A 19,998-nucleotide genomic window follows, 5' to 3' on the forward strand; every position below is an offset into this window, starting at 1 on the left:
AGTTAAAATAGTTAAATAGGGGGTAATTTCATGAGTTGGAAAAAGAATCTGATCGTCGGCGCTTCCGTTGCAGGAGCAGCTACATTAACGATCCATCTTATCAATAAATTTGTATATTTTTCTGCTACATTAGACAACCTATTAAGTAATCCATCCGGATCCTATTATAACTGGAAATTTGGAAATATTTATTATACCAAGTCCGGCGAAGGAAAACCTGTTCTTCTGATACACAATCTTTCTACTTTCAGTTCCGGATACGAATGGCATCTGATAAAAGAGAAACTTGCGAAAACGAATACTGTTTACTGTATTGATCTTCTTGGCTGCGGCAGATCTGATAAGCCGAACCTGATTTATACAAATTATCTCTACGTACAGCTTATCACAGATTTTATTAAACGGGTGATAGGAGAGAAGTGCGATGTGATCGCTTCCGGTGAATCAGGATCCTTTGCAGTAGCAGCATGCCAGAATAATCCTGAGATCATTGACCAGATCGTGATGGTAAATCCTTCTGATATTCATCATCTGGCCAAATCTCCCAGCAAACGGACAAAGACCTTGACCCGTCTGATCAACACACCTGTTTTTGGAACATTTTTATATAATATCCTGACAGGAAAGAAGAAAATCCGGTCTGTCTGTATGGAAAAGGTATTTTATCATAAAGACATCGTTTCCGATGGTATGGTTGATACATTCTTTGAAACAGCTCATTCAGGAAATGCATCGTCCAAATATCTGTTTGCCAGTCTGTGCGGCAGATACACAACGGTCAATGTTAAACATTGCCTGAAAGACCTGAACAACAGTATTTTTATATTAACCGGAGATAAGATAGAAGAGAAGGAAGAAACTTCTTCTCTGTATAAAGAAATCCTTCCTTCTATTGAGATTGAAAAAATCAAAGATACAAAATATCTTCCGCAGATGGAAGATCCGGAGCAATTTCTGGATGTCATCCAAACTTATTTGTTGTAAGATCCGGAAATTTACAGAGGTTCTTTTGCAGGTGTCCCCGCTTTGCGGGGATACTTTTTTTGTGTGTTTTTTATCTTATTGATAAACACAAAGGATCTGTGGATATCTGTATCCGGAAGCTGAAACTTTTCAACGTGATCGATCTGTCCGCCGAGTATGTCAACCGCTTTACTGGATGCGGCTACCTCCTCATCAATCTCGCCGGATTTATATGGAATAAATATACCCCCTATCCGTATATAAGGAATGCAATATTCACTGAGAACGGAGAGATTTGCAACCGCTCTTGAGACACAGAGATCAAACTGTTCCCTGTATTCCGGCTTTCTGGCATATTCCTCGGCTCTGCCATGAATGGTATGAATCTCCTTCAGATCAAGCTTTGCGATCACTTCATTTAAAAAATTGATCCGCTTATTCAAAGAATCCAGAAGCACCACCTTCAGATGCGGAAACGCGATCTTTAACGGGATTCCCGGAAATCCGGCGCCTGTTCCCACATCGATCACAGTATGTATCTTATTGAGATCCAGAAAACGGGCAAGAGAGAGGCTGTCAGCGAAATGCTTTTCCACAACCTCTTCGTACTCTGTAATTCCCGTAAGATTCATCACCTTATTCCATTCCACCAAAAGATGATAAAACAAGTCAAACTGCTCCAGCATATTTTCATTTGTCTCGATCTGAAGACGGTCCATCCTGTTTTTCAACATTTCTGACATACTATTTTCCTCCAAGATACACCAGAAGTACAGAAATATCAGCAGGAGAGACTCCGGATATTCTGGAGGCCTGGCCGATGGATACAGGTCTTATCTCTTTTAACTTCTGGACCGCTTCGATCCGGAGACTTTTGACCTGATCATAATCAATATCTTCTGGTATTTTCTTTTTCTCAAGCTTTTTAAACTGTTCTACCTGACGTTTCTGCCTGGTAATATATCCTTCATATTTAATGGAAATATCCACCTGTGCCATGATCTCGTCTCTTAGTTCTTCCGGCAGATCCGGTCTTTTTTCATCCACAGGCGCCAGGCATTCATAAGAAAGCTCCGGCCTTCTGATCAGTTCCGCCAGTGTGCTTCCGGAAGAAAGAGGCGTACTCTTACAGGACAAAAGCAGTTTCTGCACCTTGTCAGAAGTTCCAACCGTCGCCTTTTTTAACCTGGTGGTTTCTTTTTCAATCCAGGATTCTTTTGTAAGAAGTTTCTGATAGCGTTCCTCCGGGATCAGTCCGATCTCATATCCAAGAGGAGTCAGCCTCTGGTCTGCATTATCCTGTCTGAGCAGGAGACGGTATTCCGCCCTGGATGTCATCATGCGATAAGGCTCCTTGGATTCCTTTGTGACCAGATCATCGATCAGCACGCCAATGTAAGCCTGGGATCTGTCCAGAACAATCGGTTCTTTTCCAGCCAGTTTTCTCGCCGCATTGATCCCTGCGATCAATCCCTGAGCCGCGGCTTCCTCATATCCGGAGCTTCCGTTAAACTGGCCGGCGCTGAACAATCCGCTGATACTGCGGAATTCCAGAGAAGGAAGCAGCTGTCTGGCGTCGATGCAGTCATATTCAATTGCGTAGGCATTTCTTACGATCCTGGCATGTTCCAGGCCCGGAACGGACCGGTACATGGCATATTGTACATCTTCCGGAAGAGAAGAAGACATTCCGCCGATATACATTTCATTGGTATACAGGCCTTCCGGTTCAATAAAGACCTGATGCCTCTCCTTATCAGCAAATTTTACCACTTTATCTTCAATAGAAGGGCAGTACCTTGGACCAGTTCCTTCAATAGCGCCAGAGAAGAGGGGAGAGCGGTCCAGATTATCCCGGATGATCTGATGGGTTTCTTTTGTGGTATAAGTCAGCCAACAGGAAACCTGGTCGATCTGCACGTCTGCGGGATCTGTGGTAAAAGAAAAGGGCACTACCTTCTCATCCCCGAACTGTTCCTCCATTTTCTCAAAATCAATGGTACGTCTGTCAATTCTGGCAGGCGTTCCGGTCTTAAAACGGTACATCTGGATTCCCAGTTCCTGCAGGCAGTCTGTCAGATAATTTGCAGCCTGCAGCCCGTTGGGTCCGGTATTGCTGCTGACTTCTCCGTAAATGCATCTGGCATTCAGATACGTTCCTGTACACAGGATGACCGCCCTGCAGGGAAAGATCATCCCGGAAAAAGACTGTACGCCTGTAACCTGTCCGTATTCCGTAAGGATTTTTACGATCTCTGTCTGCTTGATCTCCAGCCGCTCCTGGTTTTCCAGGGTCCAACGCATGATCTGACTGTATTTTTCTTTATCTGCCTGAGCCCGGAGGGAATGAACTGCCGGGCCTTTCGACTGATTGAGCATCTTTGACTGGATAAATGCCCGGTCGATCACTTTTCCCATCTCGCCGCCAAGCGCGTCCACTTCCCGCACCAGATGTCCCTTGGAACTTCCGCCGATATTGGGATTACAGGGCATGAGAGCAACACTGTCCATGCTGACTGTAAATAAAACCGTCCGAAATCCCAGTCTGGCTGAGGCAAGGGCCGCTTCACAGCCGGCATGTCCCGCGCCGATCACAGCGATATCATATGCATCTTTACTTTCCCATACAGAACTTGCTGAATATTTCATTGACTAAATCTTCTCCTATCGTTTCTCCGGTAATAGAACCAAGCGCTTCATAAGCCGCCATCAGGTCAATAGAATAAAAATCTTCCGGCATCCCGTTCCGGATACTCTCAAGAACCTGCAGGAGAGCTTCTTTTGCATCCTGAAGAGCTGCTTTCTGCCTTACATTTGTAATATAGATTTCATCATTAAATGAAAGATTTCCTTCAAAAAACATGTTTTTCAGCGTCTCTTCCAAAGTCTGGATTCCCTGGCGGTTTTTCGCTGAAATGCCTATAATTTCAGGAATTTTTTGATTTTTTTCTTCTATTTCATTTTTATATTTTGCAGGAATACTTGCAAAATATTCTTTTTTCACGATTTCTTCCGTTACTTTTTGTTCCAGATCAGACTTATTCAGAAGAATCACAGATTTCTTTCCGGAAAGCATCTGAAAAATCTCTCTGTCATTTTCATCCAGAGCAGCAGAAGAGTCGATGACATGGATCACCAGATCCGCTTTTTCCGCAAATTCTCTGGCTCTGTCTACTCCGATTTTTTCTACCACGTCAGAAGTTTCCCGGATGCCTGCCGTATCCATGATATTCAAAGAGATTCCCTGCAGGTTGATGTGTTCTTCCAGAACGTCCCTGGTGGTTCCAGCAATATCAGTAACAATAGCACGCTCTTCACCGATCAGTACATTCAGAAGAGAAGATTTTCCTACATTTGGTTTTCCTACAATTACAGTATTGATCCCTTCTTTTAAAATCCTTCCGTTATCCGAAGAGGAGATGAGTAAAGAAAGATCTTCGATCATTTCTCTGACCGATCCTTCCAGCTTTTCTCCATATCCGTCTACACTGATATGTTCAGGATCATCCAGAGCGCTTTCAATAAACGCCGTGTGGTAAATAATTTTATTTCTTATATCACTGATTTTTTTCTTTATATTTCCCTTTAGCTGGCTGACAGAACTCTGAAGCGCATATTCATTCTTTGAAGCGATCAGGTCGCCTACCGCCTCTGCCTGAGAAAGGTCCATGCGTCCATTCAAAAATGCTCTCTTGGTAAATTCTCCGGGACCGGCAGGTCTTGCTCCTTTTTTGATCAGCAGCTCCAGGATTCGCTTTACCACATAAACGCCGCCATGACAATTAATCTCCACCGTATCTTCCCCTGTATAACTGTGAGGACCGCGCATCAGCATGACCAGAACTTCATCGATCGTTTCTTCCCCGTCTTTTATATAACCGTAATGGATCGTATGAGATTTCTGATCTTTTAGTCTTTTTTCTTTTTTTCCCTGATAAACACTGTCGGCAATGGCAAAGGCTTCTTCACCGCTCATTCTTACAATCCCGATCCCTGAAGTGCTCATAGCCGTAGAGATTGCCGCAATGGTAGTTCTTTCACTGATATTCATAGATTTCCCTCATCTGATAAAAAAAGCTGCTGTAAAGATTATATCTTACAACAGCTTCTTTTTCAAATTGAATTATTTGCGTACCAGAGTTACAACCACTTTTCTGTAAGGCTCTTCTCCCTCACTGTGTGTGGTAACTGCAGGATCAGACTGGAGCGCTGAATGGATGATCCTTCTTTCATAAGGATTCATAGGCTCTAATACAACGGTTCTTCTGGTCCGTTTTACCTTTCCTGCGATATTCTTTGCCAGATTTTCCAGAGTTTCTTTTCTTCTTCTTCTGTAATCCTCTGTATCAAGCTTTACGCGTACATAACCGTCCTGCATCTTGTTGGCTACCCTGTTTGTCAGATACTGGAGAGAATCCAGTGTCTGTCCTCTTTTTCCGATCAGGATACCCATGTTCGGGCCTTCCATATTAATGGAAAGAGCTCCTTCTTCATCTACGCAGGAAGTCACTTTTACATCTTCCATTCCCATGGCCTGCATTACATCAGCCACAAACTTTTCACAGGCATCGATGGTCTGATCTTCCACTTTTCCAAGCTGGATTTCTTTTCTTGCTTCTTTTTCTTCTTTTACAGGCTCTTCTTTTACAGGCTCTTCTTTTACTTCTGCAGGTTTTTCTTCTTTTTTATGTTTGTTTTTGTGCTTTTTCTCTTTTGCCGGCTTTTCTGTATGTCCCGCATGATCCTTTACAGGTTCTGTGTCTTTCTTTTCTTCTTTTACAGGCTCTTCTTTTACTTCCGGCTCTTCTACTTTTTTACGGGCTTTGATAACGGCCTGTTTTACGCCGATTCCAAGGAATCCTGCACTTCCTTTTTCGATGACTTCATAATCCAGCTGATCACTGGTTACGCCTAACTGAACCAGAGCATCTGTGATCGCATCATCTAATGTCTTTGCTGTTACGGTAATATAATCCACAAAAACCGCCCCCTAATCATTTTCATTAAATTTTTTCACCATGTTTGCCTTTGATGCAAGACTGCCTGCTTTTGCCTTTCCGGCATTCTTTCTAACCTGCTCAAGTCTTGCCTCTCTCTCTTTTTCATCTACAATCGAAGCGCTCTTCTTTGCAGACTCTTTGATACTTCTTGTATTGGTCTGTGCCATAGCGTTGATACGCTCTGCACGTTCGCCCCGTTTCTGTTTCTTCTTTTCCGCTTTTTCTCTGTTCTTTTCGATCAGCTCATCAACAGATATCTCTTTCAGATGCTTGTTGATCACGATCTGCTGGATACATCTTACTACCGCGCTGACGATCCAGTAAAGACCGATACCTGCTGAAAATGAGAATGCGATAAATACGGAAAACAACGGCATTGTCACATTCATGGTCCGCATGGTGCTTGCCATCGGATTGTCTTTATCCATCTGCTGTCCGGAAAGGGACTGGGACAGGCGGATACTGATGTACTGAACCGCACCGGATAATACCGGGATCAGGATTGCTGTAATAATGATGACCGGAGCCGGAAAACCAAAGGATCCGCTGTTAGAGATCATCTCTGTCGGAGAGATGGTCAGATCCGGGATCGTAAGGAATCTGTTTACAGCAGCGGGCGCATCTTTGATGGCCGGGATATATTTTTCAATATCGTAAATAACCGGGTACAAAGCAAACAGAAGAGGCATCTGGATCAGCATCGGCAGACATCCGCTCATCATAGAACTTCCGTACTTATCGTAAACCTGCTGGATCTCTTCATTCTGCTTCATCAGGCTGGCCTGATCTTTTTTGTTTCTGTATTTTTTCTGGATGGCCTGCACTTCCGGGTTGATCACAGCCGTCATTTTTGATGTTCTCTGCTGCTTTGCCGTAAGAGGCATCATCAGCATGTACACGAAAATCGTGTAGATAATGATTGATAGTCCTACCAGTCCGTTATCACCTGGCAGTATGTTGTCCAATACCTCATAGATAAAGTTCATCACCTTACCTAAGAGCCAGCAAAGCTGACCGACGATCGGCCAGTTTGCCGCAGTCAGCAAACTAAACATTTTTGTTTCCTCCGTATCTTATTGTCACGCGTGTCAGGGTACGGGATCATATCCGCCTTTTGCAAAGGGATTGCAGCGAAGGATCCTCCACACGGCGAGAGCGCCGCCCTTTAAAGCCCCGTACTTCTGAATTGCTTCTATTGCGTACTGGGAGCATGTCGGATAATAAATACAGGTAGAGTATCCTTTTAAACAAGACAAATACTTCTGATAAAAACGAATACATTTTATCATGATCTTTTTCATTTTATCACGACCCCTGATCTATGATCTTATGAAGACGAGCCAGGTGCAGCAGCGCTTTTTCCATCTCATGATAACCTTTTTCTTTCGCGCTGACTCTTGCGATGACTACAATGTCATACCCGCGCCGGAAACTCTCTTCGTGTAATCGATAACATTCTCTGATCAATCTTGTTAATCTGTGACGAATAACACTATTTCCTACTTTTTTACTTACTGATATTCCCAATCGGTTCTGGTTTTTGTGATTCTCTCTGATATACATTACCAGATACTTGTTTGCATACGAAATCTTTTCACTGTAAACCTGTTGAAAATCTCTGTTTTTCTTCAAGGATTCGGAATATTTCATTGCTTCATTTTCTCCTGATTTTTCGAGAAGAAGAAGAGAAGAAAAGGCCACATATATGCGGCCTACGCTGATAATTTCTTTCTTCCTTTAGCTCTTCTTGCTGCAAGTACTTTTCTTCCACCTGCTGTCTTCATTCTTGCTCTAAATCCATGAACCTTGGATCTCTGTCTCTTTTTTGGCTGGAATGTCATTTTCATAAGATATCCACCTCCTTATATTTTGTAAGGAAAAACTTCCTGTTTTTCATAAAGACACATTTTTGATTATATGCAATAAAGCCAGTAAAGTCAAGCTATTCGCGGATTTTTCTAAATTTATTTATCCACAAAATGTGGATAACTTGTGGAAAAGCAGTGGATAACATGTGGATATCAATTTTTTTACATACATTTTTCCTTTATCATAGCCTTTTCTTCTGTTTATAAAGTTATCCACATGGAATAAACATTGCTTAAATCTGTATTTTGATGTAGAATAAATAAGAGTGGGTTTTTATGTTTAGCCCTATGATACTGAACAGATTAGGAGTTATTTGGTATGAATATTGTAGAGGAAAAATGGGAAGAAATTATTGAACATCTGAAGGTAGAACATGATCTTTCCAATGTATCTTTTAACACCTGGATCCGTCCTCTGAAGGTTTATGACATCATTGACGATACGGTGATCATTCTGGTAAACAGCAATTCCAGTGTGGAATACATTGAGAAAAAATACCTTCTTCCATTAAAAGTATGTATTGCAGATATCACAGGGGAAGAATATGAGATCCGTTTTCTTTCAGAAGATGACAATGTCCTCGAAGAATTAAAGAGCAATCCTTCTGAAAGCACTGTGAAAAAGAGAACAAAGTCCGCTGCAGAAAAAGCAGGGTTAAATCCCAAATATACCTTTGATACCTTTGTGGTAGGCGGAAACAACAATTTCGCCCACGCCGCTTCTCTTGCGGTTGCAGAATCACCGGGCGAAGTATACAATCCGTTGTTCTTATATGGAGGAGTTGGACTTGGAAAAACCCATCTGATGCATTCCATCGCCCACTTCATCCTGGACAAGAATCCAAAGAAAAAAGTCCTCTATGTAACCAGCGAGACATTCACCAATGAACTGATCGAAGCTCTCAAGATGGGAAAAACCTCCGGAAATGAATCCGCGATTTCCAAGTTCCGGGATAAATACAGAAATAACGACGTACTCCTCATCGATGACATTCAGTTTATAATAGGAAAAGAAAGTACACAGGAAGAGTTCTTCCATACATTTAACCATTTACATACTTCCGGAAAGCAGATCATCATTTCCAGTGATAAACCTCCAAAGGATATCGAGACACTGGAAGCCAGACTTCGGACACGTTTTGAATGGGGACTGATCGCCGATATTTCGGCTCCAAACTATGAGACCCGTATGGCGATCCTTCAGAAAAAGATTGAACTGGATCAGCTGGAAAAATACAACATTCCAAAAGACGTATTAAAATATATCGCAGAAAATGTAAAGACCAACATCCGTGAACTGGAAGGTTCTCTGAATAAACTGATCGCTTTATACAAGCTGAATCATGAAGGAGAAATTGATATTCCACTTGCAGCAGAAGCTTTAAAAGATATTATTTCTTCTGATAATAAGAGAGAAGTGACTCCAGAACTGATCCTGGACATTGTGGCGGATCATTTTGGCATTACCGTAGCGGATCTGAAAAGCAACAAAAGAAACGCAGATATCGCGTTCCCAAGGCAGATCGCCATGTTTCTGATCCGTACCATGACAGAATCTTCTCTGAAAGCTGTCGGAATCATCCTTGGAGGAAAGGATCATTCCACAGTCAAATACGGAATCGAAAAAATCGCTTCCGAAGAAAAGAAAGACGAGACCTTAAACAATACCATTAATATAATAAGAAAGAAGATAAATCCTGCTTAATGTGAATAACTATGTGGATAACCATGGGATAAGTGTTGGATAACTTTGAAATCATTTTTTTCTACACATTCCGACAGAACTTTTCCCCACATCTTCCACAGAAATTCCCATAGAAATCCACAGAGATTTCAAAACCGGAAATCCCCTTCTTTTCTGGGCTTGAGGCAGTTATCCTCTTTTCCACATCCCCTAATAAGGAGAATACGGAAAAAAATAATATATAGATCTATACGCACCGCGTGAAAGGAGTTATACACATTATGAAAATTATTTGTAATAAAGCAGATCTGGTAAAAGGTGTCAGCATTGTTTCCAAAGCAGTTCCTTCTAAAACTACAATGCCGATCCTGGAATGTATCCTGATCGACGCGACAACAGATATTATCCGTCTGACCGCTAATGATATGGAACTGGGAATCCAGACAGAGATTGCCGGATGGATCGAAGACAGAGGAATGATCGCGATTGACGCAAGGATTTTTTCTGAAATCGTAAGAAAGCTTCCTGATAACGAGATAACCATTGAAACAGATGAGAATCTCCAGACGGTCATTACCTGTGAAAAGGCGAAATTTGATATTTCCGGAAAACCAGGAGACGAATTTTCTTATCTTCCGGTGATTGAAAAAGAAAATTCCATCGAAGTTTCACAGTTCACTCTGAAAGAACTGATCAGACAGACCATTTTCTCCATCTCTGATTCAGAGAGTAATAAGATGATGGGAGGAGAATTATTTGAAATTAAGGATAATATCCTTCGCGTGGTATCTCTGGATGGACACAGGATTTCTATCCGCAAAATAGAACTAAAAGAAGAGACGGAAGATAAGAAGCTGATCGTACCGGGCAAGACTCTGATCGAGATCAGCAAGATCCTTTCCGGAGAAGCAGAGAGCATGGTGAATATTTCTTATACCAGCAATCATATTGTCTTTGAATTTGATCAGACGATCGTGGTATCCAGACTGATCGAAGGAGAGTATTTTAAGATTGATCAGATGCTTTCCAGTGATTATGAGACAAAGGTAAGGATCAATAAAAAAGAATTATTAAATTGTATTGACCGCGCTACTCTTTTGATCAAAGAAGGAGATAAAAAGCCGATCATCATTCAGATTGGGGATGAATGGATGGAATTGAAGATCAAGTCTCAGATCGGATCCATGAATGAAGAGATTACCATCGAAAAAGAAGGAAAAGATCTGATGATCGGATTCAATCCGAAGTTTTTGATCGATGCTCTGCGTGTGATCGATGATGAAGAAGTTACTCTTTATCTGATGAATGCAAAAGCGCCCTGCTTTATCAAGGACGAGGAAGAAAGCTATATCTATCTGATCCTTCCGGTAAACTTTAACGCCGCGGTTTAAGAAAAGGGAGTAAAATCATGAAGATTACTTTAAAGGATGAATATATCAAACTGGGCCAGGCCTTAAAAGCGGCCGGCCTGGTTGAAAACGGAGCACAGGCCAAAGAAGTGATACAGGAAGGCCAGGTTCTGGTAAATGGAGAAACAGACTTAAGACGCGGAAGAAAATTGTATGCCGGTGATACCGTAACTTTTAACGGAGAAGAAATCGAAATTGAAGATTAAATCTTTAAAGCTTAAAAATTTTCGGAATTATGAATTTCTGAATTTACAATTTGATTCTGCAGCAAATATCTTTTATGGAGACAATGCCCAGGGAAAAACAAATATCCTGGAGGCGGTCTATTTGTCCGGAACCACAAAGTCTCACAGAGGCGCAAAAGACAGAGATATGATCCGGTTTGGGGAAACGGAGTCACATATCGAGACGATTGTGGAAAAAAATGGGATTGATTATAAGATCGATATGCATTTGAAAAAACACAGTCCGAAAGGTATTGCTGTCAACAAAGTTCCACTTCGAAGAGCAAGTGAATTATTTGGAATTGTCAATCTGGTATTTTTTTCCCCGGAAGATCTGAATATCATAAAAAACGGACCAGGAGAAAGAAGAAGATTTCTTGATCTGGAATTGTCTCAGCTGGATAAAGTATATCTGAGCGATCTGGCAAATTATAACAGAGTTGTCAACCAGAGAAACCGTCTGCTAAAGGAAATCGGTTTTCAGGCTAAAAAGCAGGATATGGATACGCTGGAAATCTGGGAGATGCAGCTGGTCCATTATGGAAATAAGATCATCGAAAGAAGAAAAAGGTTTGTTGACGAAATAAACGAAATTATTTCTTCTATTCATAAAAAATTGACTGGCGGATCTGAAGAGATTCTGGTAATCTATGAACCGAGCAACGGAAATATTTCTTTAGAAGATGCAATCCGTAAAAACAGAGAAAAAGATATGAAGATCAAAAGCACATCCATTGGTCCTCACAGAGACGATATCTGTTTTATGGTAAAAGATCTGGATATCCGCAGATTCGGATCCCAGGGACAGCAGAGAACGGCGGCTCTTTCGTTAAAGCTTTCAGAGATAGAGCTGGTAAAAAGAGCGATCCATGATACGCCGGTCCTTTTACTGGATGATGTTTTGTCTGAACTGGACAAACACAGGCAAAACTATTTATTAGATAGTATTCATGAGATACAGACTCTCATCACCTGTACGGGTGTGGATGAATTTGTAAATCATAGATTTTCTATAAACAAAGTGTTCCGTGTTACAAACGGACAGGCAGCAAACGAAAACTAGGAGGATGAGCATGAGTACAGAAAAGGTACAGCACGAATATGGCGCGGATGAGATTCAGATTCTGGAGGGTCTGGAGGCAGTCCGCAAGCGTCCGGGAATGTATATCGGAAGCACTTCGGCAAGAGGACTTCATCATCTTGTCTATGAGATTGTGGATAACTCTGTAGATGAAGCGCTGGCAGGATTCTGCGACAGCATACAGGTAACGATCCATAAGGATAATTCCGTAACGGTTGTGGATAACGGGCGCGGGATTCCGGTAGGGATCAACCATAAAGCAGGCCTCCCGGCGGTGGAAGTTGTATTTACGGTACTTCATGCCGGAGGAAAATTTGGCGGCGGAGGATACAAGGTATCCGGCGGACTTCACGGTGTAGGAGCGTCTGTAGTAAACGCGCTTTCAAACTGGCTGGAAGTTGAGATCTGCCATGAGGGAAAAGTTTATAAACAGAGATATGAACGTGGAAAAGTCATCTATAAGCTGAAGGTAGTTGGGGATTGTGATCCTGCGAAGACGGGAACAAAAGTTACCTTTATGCCGGATGATACCATTTTTGAAGAGACTGTTTTTGATTATGATGTTTTAAAACAGAGATTCCGGGAGATGGCATTTCTGACGGCAGGTCTTAAGATCACTCTGACGGATGAACGTCCGGAAGACGGCATTCTGGAAAAGACCTTCCACTACGAAGGCGGAATTAAAGAATTCGTATCTTACCTGAACCGGAGCAAAACTCCGCTTTATGAAGATATCATTTACTGCGAGGGACTGGTAAACGGGGTTTCCGTAGAAGTTGCCATGCAGCACAACGATTCCTACAGTGATAATACGTATGGATTTGTCAACAATATTACGACGCCAGAAGGCGGAACACATATCGTTGGTTTCCGGAACGCCCTGACAAAGACATTTAATGATTATGCCAGAAAAAATAAGCTGTTAAGAGACAGTGAGCCAAACTTAAGCGGCGAGGATATCAGAGAAGGTCTGACCGCTATTATCAGCGTTAAGATCGAGGATCCTCAGTTTGAAGGCCAGACCAAGCAGAAGCTTGGAAACAGCGAGGCAAGAGGCGCAGTTGACAGTGTAGTTAGTAAAAAACTGGAAATTTATCTGGAACAGAATCCGACAGTTGCCAAGATGACCATTGAAAAATCGGTGATGGCTCAAAGAGCCAGAGAAGCTGCAAGAAAGGCAAGAGATCTGACCAGAAGAAAATCCGCGCTGGATGGCATGTCTCTTCCGGGAAAGCTTGCAGACTGTTCGGATAAGAATCCGGAAAACTGCGAGATCTACATTGTAGAGGGAGATTCTGCGGGCGGTTCAGCCAAGACGGCAAGAGACAGAGCCACACAGGCGATCCTTCCCTTACGTGGAAAAATCCTGAATGTGGAAAAAGCAAGACTGGATAAGATTTACGGAAATGCAGAGATCAAAGCAATGATCACCGCATTTGGCACAGGAATCCATGATGATTTTGATATTTCCAAACTCCGGTATCATAAGATCATTATCATGACAGATGCCGACGTTGACGGAGCCCATATCAGTACCCTGCTTCTTACATTTTTATACCGGTTCATGCCGGATCTGATCAAAGAAGGATATGTATATCTGGCGCAGCCGCCGCTCTATAAGCTGGAAAAGAATAAAAAAGTATGGTATGCATACAGTGACGAAGAACTGGATTCCATCTTAAGAGAAGTAGGAAGAGATACGAACAACAAGATCCAGCGTTACAAAGGTCTGGGAGAGATGGATGCCGAACAGTTGTGGGAAACCACCATGGATCCGGAGCACAGAATTCTCCTTCGTGTAACCATGGATGAAGAGACTACTTCTGAACTGGATCTTACCTTTACTACTCTGATGGGAGACAAGGTAGAACCCAGACGGGAATTTATCGAAGAAAATGCAAAATACGTGAAGAACTTGGATGTGTAGGAGGTTAAACAATGGAAGATAATATTTTTGATAAAGTCCATGAAGTGGACCTGAAAAAAACGATGGAAACCTCCTATATCGATTATGCCATGAGCGTTATCGCATCTCGTGCGCTTCCGGATGTGCGGGACGGTTTAAAGCCGGTACAGAGAAGAATCCTGCATTCCATGATCGAGCTCAACAACGGACCCGATAAACCGCACAGAAAATGTGCCCGTATCGTAGGTGATACCATGGGTAAATATCATCCCCATGGAGACAGTTCCATCTACGGCGCCCTGGTAAATATGGCGCAGGAATGGTCTACCAGATATCCTTTGGTGGACGGACACGGAAACTTCGGGTCTGTAGATGGAGACGGCGCCGCCGCCATGCGTTATACAGAGGCAAGACTCAGCAAGATTTCCATGGAGCTGACGGCAGACATCAACAAAAATACGGTGGATTTTGTACCAAACTTTGATGAGACAGAAAAAGAACCTTCTGTGCTGCCGGCCAGATTTCCGAATCTTCTGGTCAACGGAACCTCCGGTATTGCCGTAGGTATGGCCACTAATATCCCGCCTCACAATCTGAAGGAAGTCATCAATGCGGTTGTCCGTATCATTGACGACCAGTTAGAAGATAAAGAAGAGACCACCATAGAAGAAATCCTCGGCATTATCAAAGGACCTGATTTTCCGACAGGAGGCATGATCCTTGGAACCAGAGGAATTGAAGAAGCCTACCGGACAGGACGGGGCAAGATCCGCGTCCGTGCGGTCACGGATATTGAGACCATGCCAAATGGCAAGAGCCGTATCATTGTGACAGAGCTTCCTTATATGGTAAATAAAGCCCGTCTCATTGAAAAGATCGCAGAGATGGTGCGGGATAAAAAGATTGACGGAATCACAGACTTAAGCGACCAGTCCAGCCGGGAAGGAATGCGGGTGGTCATTGAACTCCGGAAAGACGTCAATGCAAATGTGCTGTTAAATCAGCTGTACAAACATACACAGCTTCAGGATACATTTGGTGTGATCATGCTGGCTCTGGTCAATAACGAGCCAAAGGTAATGAATATTCTGGAGATGCTCAATTATTATCTGAAGCATCAGGAAGAAGTCATCACGCGCCGTACTAAGTATGAACTGAATAAAGCAGAAGAAAGAGCACATATTTTAAAAGGACTTTTGATCGCCCTGGATCACATTGACGAAGTGATCCATATCATCAGAAGTTCCAGAACCGTACAGATCGCGAAAGCAGAATTAATTGAAAGATTTGAACTGACAGATGTTCAGGCGCAGGCCATCGTGGATATGCGTCTGCGGGCTCTGACCGGTCTGGAAAGAGAAAAACTGGAAGCAGAATATAAAGAGCTGATGGAACAGATCAGCCGCTTAAAAGCAATTCTGGCAGACAGAAAACTGCTCCTTGGCGTGATCAAAGAAGAGATCCTGGCTATCAGGGATAAATATGGAGATGACAGAAGAACATCCATCGGATTTGATGAATTTGACATTTCCATGGAAGATCTGATTCCCAGAGAAGATGTGGTGATCACCATGACAAAACTGGGATACATCAAGCGCATGTCTAATGATACCTTTAAAGCCCAGAACCGCGGCGGCAAAGGAATCAAAGGAATGCAGAAACTGGATGAAGACTATGTAGAAGAGCTGTTTATGTCCAATACACACCACTACATCATGTTCTTTACCAGCACCGGACGCGTCTACCGGTTAAAAGGATACGAGATACCGGAGTCCAGCCGTACTTCCAGAGGAACCGCGATCATCAATCTCCTGCAGCTGATGCCTGGAGAAAAGATTTCCGCTGTGATCCCGATTGAAAAATATGACGACGATTCTTATCTTGTTATGGCAACCAAGAAAGGTCTGGTCAAGAAAACGCCTCTGCGGGATTACGCAAATGTGCGCAAAACCGGACTTGCGGCCATCACATTAAGAGAAGACGACGAGCTGATCGAGGTGAAATTTACAGACGGAAAACAGGAGATCATCCTGGCTACCAAGTACGGACAGTGCATCCGGTTCAGTGAAGAAGACGTAAGAGCGACCGGACGTACCTCCATGGGTGTCAGAGGCATCAATCTGGCGGACCGCGACGAAGTCATCGGTATGCAGCTTACCATTCAGGGAACAGAACTTCTGATCGTGTCTGAAAAAGGAATGGGCAAGAGAACTTCCATCAGTGAATTTACGGCCCAGAACCGTGGCGGAAAAGGTGTGAAATGCTATAAGATCATGGAAAAAACCGGAAATGTAGTCGGTTTCAAGGCAGTCAATGAAGACGATGAAGTCATGATCATTAATACAGAAGGCATTATCATCCGTATGAAGTGCGACGGCATTTCCCTGCTTGGCAGGATCACTTCCGGCGTGAAGCTGATCAATCTTCCGGAAGGAGACAAGGTTGCCAGCATTGCGAAAGTAAGAAAGGGAGATGAAGAGGAAGAAGAGACTTCCGAAGATCAGGCACAGGAAGAGGAGAGTCCTGAAGAATAAAAAATAAAGATTCTTATCAAAAATTAAAACTGCCGTATCTACGATCCATCATAGATACGGCAGTTTTTTTGTATGGGTTTGTCCTTATTTCGTATAGACTTTATCAGTACAGATTCTTACACTTTACTTTCAGGATACGGGTTAAAGATTCATTGATCCTTTCTTCAGAAATCTCGCCGCTGTTTACCGCATCCAAAACTCCCTGATAAGCTTCCGTAAAACTGTAAGGCATCAGCAGCATATCGCCGCCGGCCTGGATACATTTGACCGCGGCATCAGCAGAAGTATAGTATGTTGTAATAGCGCCCATGGAGAGGGAATCTGTAATCACAATTCCATCATAGCCAAGCTCATTTCTTAAAACATCTGTGATCATTTCTGAAGACAGAGAAGCCGGCGTATCATCGGAAATCACCTGTGGGACTTGCAGGTGTCCGACCATTACCATATCTACACCGGCCTGGATGCCGGCCTCGAACGGAAGAAATTCCGCGCTTCGAAGCTCCTCCAGGCTCCGGTCTACGATGGCCGCCCCGTTATGGCTGTCCGTGGTTGTTCCGCCATGTCCCGGAAAATGCTTGATCACCGCGCTGACTTGATGATCCTGGAATCCTTTTACTGCCTGCTCCACCATCTGGGCTGTCATATCCGGATCACTTCCAAACGACCGGACGCCAATTGCAGTATTATTTGGATTGGTCAGAACATCCGCATCCGGAGCAAAATCCAGATTAAAACCATAGTCCTTTAAATAAGAAGCAATTGTGGAGCCGACCTCATAAGCCCTGGAAGGATCGCCGGTCGCGCCGATTTCCGTCATATCAGGAAATTTCTCTACATCAAAGTTTGGATGGTTCGCAATCCTTGCCACCAGAGAACCGCCTTCTTCATCCACGCCTATAAAAAGAGGAATCTCACTGTAAGACTGAGAATTGCGAATCATAGTTGTAAGTTGCTCTTCATCGTAAATATTCTTGGAAAAATAGATCAGTCCGCCGACAGGATATTGGGTAAGAGCCTGCCTGGTCGTCTCGCCAGCCTGCGTAGCCACATCCACTCCGGTAAGATTTTCAGGAGTAATAAAAAACATCTGCGCAACCTTTTCTTCCAGAGACATACCTGCGATCAGATCCTGAACTTTTGCATCCAGTTTTTCTTCCTCCGTCTGTCCGGAAGAATCCTGTTCACCTTCCTTGTCAGAATCATTTTCAGTTCCACTTTCTGTCTGCACATCATTTCCCTTTTCAGAAGAATCTGTAAGAGACTGATCTTCTTTCATAAAAATAAAGAGAAGAGTCAAAAGCATCAGAAACAGCAGAGACAAAAGAAATATAAGCAATTTTTTCATAAATTAAATTTCCTTCTGGTCCTTTTCAAGTTCCCGCAGAATAATTTCCGCCGTCTTTTTCACGGTAGCAGCAACAAACTTCGTACACTGCGCTTTTCTCTCATCAGAATCCTTTTCCATGCCTCTGGTCAGGACACGACAGCAGGCCGCGCCAAAATTCTCCTTAAAAAAGTCATGGATCTCATTACATAAAGCAAAACAGCGGACATTCTTCGGATCACCGGGAACCTTACGCCCATAAAAATATCCAATACACATAGTCGCTCCGGCCAGAGCTCCGCAGATGCAGCCGCCGCCCCCAAGCCCCCACGGGAATCCGGTACTCATAGCAATCGCATCATCAGACATATCCAATTCAAAATTCTTGCGGATAGCGTAAATCACCGATTCAGAACAGGCAAAACCCTGGTGGAAAATGTCCACAGCATCCTTCTGCAATTGCTCCATATTAATATTAGTAGTCATGGTAACCTCCCTTTGGGGACGGGGGATTTCTGAAAATCCCCCGTCCCCAATAAAAAATAATCATTAAAAAAAATTAAGTTATTAACATTTTATATCATAAATGTGGATAATTCAATTCAATAGAAAAATTTTTAACAATATTTGAAGTAAAAAGTGGAAAACAATGTGGATAAAAAGTGGGAAAATGTGATAAAATTAAAAAAGATAAATTGGGGACGGGGGATTTCCAGAAATCCCCCGTCCCCAATGAAGGCAAAGGAGAACCCATGAAAAGAATACTATTAATGGTAATGAGAAATATCATATTAGTCCCCTGGATGTGGATCAAGTTATGTTACCACGCATCTCATCCTGACAAATATACAGAAGAAGAGCAATACAAAATGCTGCGCTTTATCACCTTACGTGCCAATAAAGGTGGAAATGTGAAAATTGATGTACATGGTGAGGAGAATATTCCAGCAGAAAATGGTTTTATGTTTTTCCCAAACCATCAGGGACTTTATGATGTGCTGGCCGTAGTGGAGGCATGCCCCAAACCATTTTCTGTTGTTGCGAAAAAGGAGATTGCAAATATTCCGTTTTTGAAACAGGTCTTTGCATGTATGAAAGCCTATATGCTGGACAGAGAAGATGTCCGTCAGGCTATGCAGGTAATCATTCATGTAACAGAGGAAGTAAAGAAAGGCCGCAATTATCTCATTTTCGCAGAAGGGACCAGATCAAAAAATGGAAATCAACTGCGGGAATTTAAAGGTGGAAGTTTTAAATCTGCAACAAAAGCTAAATGTCCGATCGTTCCGGTAGCACTGATAGATTCTTTCAAACCGTTTGACACCAATACTATTACACCCGTTACTGTGCAGGTACATTTTCTGAAACCTATGTATTATGAAGAGTATAAAGAAATGAAGACAACGGAAATAGCTGCCGAGGTGAAAAAGCGGATCGAGAAGGTAATCAGCGAAAACATATAATAGGTAAAAAAAGATTGACAAGGTAAATTTCCTTTAGTATAATAACTTCTGCTGGAGAAATACTCAAGAGGCCGAAGAGGCGCCCCTGCTAAGGGTGTAGGTCGGGCAACCGGCGCGAGGGTTCGAATCCCTCTTTCTCCGTTAAGTCTTTGACGGCTGTCTGGAACGAAAGTTTCAGACAGTTTTTTATGGAAGAGATAGAACCTATATCTTGTGTAAAAAAATCAAGGACTAACTAGTTATAGTACCGCAAAAAATGTGTAGAAAAAAGGCATAAAAAATTAAATAAAAAGCCTTGACACTAAAAATAATCGGTGGTATTATAGTGAAGCTGACTCGTTGAGACAGCAACAACCAAGGACTTTGATAACTAAATAATAGACAACGACCCTGAAGATTCTTTTGAGAAGAATAATTCAGAATGGACATCAAAAGATGTCAACCCAAAACAGTAAGTAACGGGATAGGAAAAGCGAGTAGTTTTTCCTGGACCGGATGAGAACTTTTAACGAGAGTTTGATCCTGGCTCAGGATGAACG

The 19,998-nt window shown here is 42.7% G+C and carries 18 protein-coding genes and 1 tRNA gene; 9 read left to right on the plus strand and 10 right to left on the minus strand.

Translation table 11 applies throughout. The annotated features are described in order from the left end of the window. The first annotated feature begins 30 nt into the window (after positions 1–30). Positions 31–984 carry an alpha/beta fold hydrolase gene (locus H6A13_RS10300; protein WP_204909499.1) on the plus strand — a complete coding sequence of 318 codons (954 nt, stop codon included), beginning with the start codon at positions 31–33 and terminating at the stop codon, positions 982–984. Between the two features lie 11 nt (positions 985–995). On the opposite strand, the gene rsmG is transcribed toward H6A13_RS10300, so the two are convergent. The 8 genes from rsmG to rpmH all read right to left on the minus strand — a co-directional run bounded on the left by rsmG (position 996) and on the right by rpmH (position 7,810). After that, complete coding sequence (rsmG, locus tag H6A13_RS10305) at positions 996–1,706, minus strand: 16S rRNA (guanine(527)-N(7))-methyltransferase RsmG (RefSeq protein ID WP_204909500.1); 711 nt, start codon at positions 1,704–1,706, stop codon at positions 996–998. Position 1,707: 1 nt separating this feature from the next. After that, on the minus strand, positions 1,708–3,612 hold the full coding sequence (mnmG, locus tag H6A13_RS10310) for a tRNA uridine-5-carboxymethylaminomethyl(34) synthesis enzyme MnmG (RefSeq protein WP_204909501.1): 1,905 nt from the start codon (positions 3,610–3,612) through the stop codon (positions 1,708–1,710). Further along, a complete protein-coding gene (gene mnmE, locus H6A13_RS10315; protein WP_204909502.1) occupies positions 3,578–5,014 on the minus strand; it encodes a tRNA uridine-5-carboxymethylaminomethyl(34) synthesis GTPase MnmE in 1,437 nt (478 codons plus the stop codon). Before mnmE ends, mnmG begins: the two co-directional genes overlap by 35 nt. A gap of 72 nt (positions 5,015–5,086) precedes the next feature. Further along, positions 5,087–5,941 carry an RNA-binding cell elongation regulator Jag/EloR gene (gene jag / locus H6A13_RS10320; protein ID WP_204909503.1) on the minus strand — a complete coding sequence of 285 codons (855 nt, stop codon included), beginning with the start codon at positions 5,939–5,941 and terminating at the stop codon, positions 5,087–5,089. 12 nt (positions 5,942–5,953) lie between these two features. Further along, positions 5,954–7,018 carry a membrane protein insertase YidC gene (yidC, locus tag H6A13_RS10325; protein WP_204909504.1) on the minus strand — a complete coding sequence of 355 codons (1,065 nt, stop codon included), beginning with the start codon at positions 7,016–7,018 and terminating at the stop codon, positions 5,954–5,956. 33 nt (positions 7,019–7,051) lie between these two features. Further along, positions 7,052–7,264, minus strand: coding sequence for a membrane protein insertion efficiency factor YidD (yidD, locus tag H6A13_RS10330; RefSeq protein WP_204909505.1), 213 nt, complete (start codon positions 7,262–7,264; stop codon positions 7,052–7,054). A gap of 4 nt (positions 7,265–7,268) precedes the next feature. Continuing rightward, positions 7,269–7,613 (minus strand): ribonuclease P protein component, encoded by a 345-nt coding sequence (gene rnpA / locus H6A13_RS10335; RefSeq protein ID WP_204909506.1) that lies wholly within the window; start codon positions 7,611–7,613, stop codon positions 7,269–7,271. Positions 7,614–7,675: 62 nt separating this feature from the next. After that, positions 7,676–7,810 (minus strand): 50S ribosomal protein L34, encoded by a 135-nt coding sequence (rpmH, locus tag H6A13_RS10340; protein ID WP_070088044.1) that lies wholly within the window; start codon positions 7,808–7,810, stop codon positions 7,676–7,678. Between the two features lie 340 nt (positions 7,811–8,150). Between rpmH and dnaA the strand changes: the two genes are divergently transcribed. From dnaA to gyrA, 6 genes are all read left to right on the plus strand, one after another. Beyond that, positions 8,151–9,536 (plus strand): chromosomal replication initiator protein DnaA, encoded by a 1,386-nt coding sequence (gene dnaA, locus H6A13_RS10345; protein WP_204909507.1) that lies wholly within the window; start codon positions 8,151–8,153, stop codon positions 9,534–9,536. Between the two features lie 260 nt (positions 9,537–9,796). Further along, positions 9,797–10,906, plus strand: coding sequence for a DNA polymerase III subunit beta (gene dnaN, locus H6A13_RS10350; protein ID WP_204909508.1), 1,110 nt, complete (start codon positions 9,797–9,799; stop codon positions 10,904–10,906). Between the two features lie 17 nt (positions 10,907–10,923). Beyond that, a complete protein-coding gene (locus H6A13_RS10355; protein WP_204909509.1) occupies positions 10,924–11,130 on the plus strand; it encodes an RNA-binding S4 domain-containing protein in 207 nt (68 codons plus the stop codon). Further along, a complete protein-coding gene (gene recF, locus H6A13_RS10360; protein ID WP_204909510.1) occupies positions 11,120–12,211 on the plus strand; it encodes a DNA replication/repair protein RecF in 1,092 nt (363 codons plus the stop codon). Before H6A13_RS10355 ends, recF begins: the two co-directional genes overlap by 11 nt. A gap of 10 nt (positions 12,212–12,221) precedes the next feature. Next, entirely contained in the window at positions 12,222–14,156 is a 1,935-nt protein-coding gene (gene gyrB, locus H6A13_RS10365; protein WP_204909511.1) for a DNA topoisomerase (ATP-hydrolyzing) subunit B, read from the plus strand. A gap of 11 nt (positions 14,157–14,167) precedes the next feature. Then, positions 14,168–16,669, plus strand: coding sequence for a DNA gyrase subunit A (gyrA, locus tag H6A13_RS10370; protein ID WP_204909512.1), 2,502 nt, complete (start codon positions 14,168–14,170; stop codon positions 16,667–16,669). A 103-nt stretch (positions 16,670–16,772) separates the two neighbouring features. Here the strand turns inward: gyrA and H6A13_RS10375 are convergent, their stop codons facing one another. Both H6A13_RS10375 and H6A13_RS10380 read right to left on the minus strand, forming a co-directional pair. After that, entirely contained in the window at positions 16,773–18,017 is a 1,245-nt protein-coding gene (locus H6A13_RS10375) for a glycoside hydrolase family 3 protein (protein WP_204909513.1), read from the minus strand. A 3-nt stretch (positions 18,018–18,020) separates the two neighbouring features. Further along, entirely contained in the window at positions 18,021–18,482 is a 462-nt protein-coding gene (locus tag H6A13_RS10380; RefSeq protein WP_204909514.1) for a C-GCAxxG-C-C family (seleno)protein, read from the minus strand. A gap of 176 nt (positions 18,483–18,658) precedes the next feature. Here H6A13_RS10380 and H6A13_RS10385 point away from each other — a divergent pair, with 176 nt between their 5' ends. Both H6A13_RS10385 and H6A13_RS10390 read left to right on the plus strand, forming a co-directional pair. Further along, entirely contained in the window at positions 18,659–19,459 is an 801-nt protein-coding gene (locus H6A13_RS10385; protein WP_338043058.1) for a lysophospholipid acyltransferase family protein, read from the plus strand. A 53-nt stretch (positions 19,460–19,512) separates the two neighbouring features. Next, a tRNA-Ser gene (locus H6A13_RS10390) sits at positions 19,513–19,600 on the plus strand. Positions 19,601–19,998 lie beyond the last annotated feature (398 nt).

Source organism: Mordavella massiliensis, from assembly GCF_016902415.1.
Classification (GTDB): Bacteria; Bacillota; Clostridia; order Lachnospirales; family Lachnospiraceae; genus Merdimonas; species Merdimonas faecigallinarum.

Excerpts from the sequence above, each read along its gene's own strand:
- H6A13_RS10300 (WP_204909499.1), top strand. The coding sequence starts at position 31 with ATGAGTTGGAAAAAGAATCTGATCGTCGGCGCTTCCGTTGCAGGAGCA.
- rsmG (WP_204909500.1), bottom strand. The coding sequence starts at position 1,706 with ATGTCAGAAATGTTGAAAAACAGGATGGACCGTCTTCAGATCGAGACA.
- mnmG (WP_204909501.1), bottom strand. The coding sequence starts at position 3,612 with ATGAAATATTCAGCAAGTTCTGTATGGGAAAGTAAAGATGCATATGAT.
- mnmE (WP_204909502.1), bottom strand. The coding sequence starts at position 5,014 with ATGAATATCAGTGAAAGAACTACCATTGCGGCAATCTCTACGGCTATG.
- yidC (WP_204909504.1), bottom strand. The coding sequence starts at position 7,018 with ATGTTTAGTTTGCTGACTGCGGCAAACTGGCCGATCGTCGGTCAGCTT.
- yidD (WP_204909505.1), bottom strand. The coding sequence starts at position 7,264 with ATGAAAAAGATCATGATAAAATGTATTCGTTTTTATCAGAAGTATTTG.
- rnpA (WP_204909506.1), bottom strand. The coding sequence starts at position 7,613 with ATGAAATATTCCGAATCCTTGAAGAAAAACAGAGATTTTCAACAGGTT.
- rpmH (WP_070088044.1), bottom strand. The coding sequence starts at position 7,810 with ATGAAAATGACATTCCAGCCAAAAAAGAGACAGAGATCCAAGGTTCAT.
- dnaA (WP_204909507.1), top strand. The coding sequence starts at position 8,151 with ATGAATATTGTAGAGGAAAAATGGGAAGAAATTATTGAACATCTGAAG.
- dnaN (WP_204909508.1), top strand. The coding sequence starts at position 9,797 with ATGAAAATTATTTGTAATAAAGCAGATCTGGTAAAAGGTGTCAGCATT.
- H6A13_RS10355 (WP_204909509.1), top strand. The coding sequence starts at position 10,924 with ATGAAGATTACTTTAAAGGATGAATATATCAAACTGGGCCAGGCCTTA.
- gyrB (WP_204909511.1), top strand. The coding sequence starts at position 12,222 with ATGAGTACAGAAAAGGTACAGCACGAATATGGCGCGGATGAGATTCAG.
- gyrA (WP_204909512.1), top strand. The coding sequence starts at position 14,168 with ATGGAAGATAATATTTTTGATAAAGTCCATGAAGTGGACCTGAAAAAA.
- H6A13_RS10375 (WP_204909513.1), bottom strand. The coding sequence starts at position 18,017 with ATGAAAAAATTGCTTATATTTCTTTTGTCTCTGCTGTTTCTGATGCTT.
- H6A13_RS10380 (WP_204909514.1), bottom strand. The coding sequence starts at position 18,482 with ATGACTACTAATATTAATATGGAGCAATTGCAGAAGGATGCTGTGGAC.